Here is a 918-nt window from a genome sequence, read left to right as displayed (position 1 = left end):
CCCTACATCTTCCCCCAAATTCCGCATTTGTCACTAGTAAAGTTTTGGCCGTCCTCCACCCGCACCCCTTGCGCCGCGTCTGTGGAGCCTCCACGGGCTGCTAATGCGCCGGCGTCTGTCCTCACCGACCACTCGCATTCCCCCGAAGAAGGACCGGGCTTGACCACTTGGTAGGTGCCGGATTGCAGGCCCTCCCCAACGCGATGGCTGCCGTCACCCACACGAGTGCCCTCTGCCCACGCGGCGATGATTTTGCCCTGCGGTGCGTCGGGGCAAAAGTCGGCCGCAGCCTTCAGCGATTCCCTGGAAGCTCCGGCAAAACCGTCGGGTCCGGCTTCGTCGCTGACCCTGGTGCAGAGACCCAGGACCCGCAGCATCACGTTCACTTCGTCCTCTGCGGCGACGTCCCGGGAGGCCATCTGGATTGCTTCGGCTTCACGCTCCGTAGGTTGGAACGGCTTCGGCCCCTGATAAGTGACTTCGCAGGAATCCATACGGGTGTAGTTCGTTGCTGCCCAGACTTCGGCAAGGCTCGACAGTTGAACCTCCGGCGAGGAATCGAGGCTGGTGCAGCGGTACGCGTACCGACCCGGATCATCCTCCCCCGGCCCGGCGTCGCTTCCGTCGCCGTCGGTGGGCGGTACGGACGACGGCGACGATGCGGGCGGCGTCGTCGTCTCCCCTTGGGTGAATCCCGACGGCGTGGGGCTCGCCGATGGCTGCGGCGACGGGACCACACAGCCTGTCAGCAGCAAAAGGGATAGAGCAGTTAGTGGCATGAGCCGGCGCATTGTGACCTCCACCTCCATCGTGCGTGGCGGTACATCGAGGGGTCAAGACGCGGCCGTGACGGGGCTTACCGAAGTCCACAGAAAATGCGGTAGTGACAAATGTGAAAATTGAGTCGAAGATGTACTA

Annotated in this window: 1 protein-coding gene; it reads right to left on the bottom strand. The window is 63.2% G+C overall.

Annotation, left to right across the window (positions count from 1 at the left end; genetic code table 11):
* Positions 1–2: 2 nt before the first annotated feature.
* Positions 3–779: a hypothetical protein gene (locus OCL88_RS21060; protein WP_201433419.1), complete on the bottom strand. Its 777-nt coding sequence runs from the start codon at positions 777–779 to the stop codon at positions 3–5.
* Positions 780–918: the final 139 nt, after the last annotated feature.

Source organism: Paenarthrobacter sp. PAE-2, from assembly GCF_026013155.1.
GTDB lineage: Bacteria > Actinomycetota > Actinomycetes > Actinomycetales > Micrococcaceae > Arthrobacter > Arthrobacter ureafaciens.
The sequence above is the reverse complement of the archived record's forward strand: the minus strand, read 5'-3'. Positions and strand labels throughout refer to the sequence as shown.

What these genes read in the sequence shown, in the direction of transcription:
- OCL88_RS21060 (WP_201433419.1), bottom strand. Translation starts at nt 779, where the DNA reads ATGCCACTAACTGCTCTATCCCTTTTGCTGCTGACAGGCTGTGTGGTC.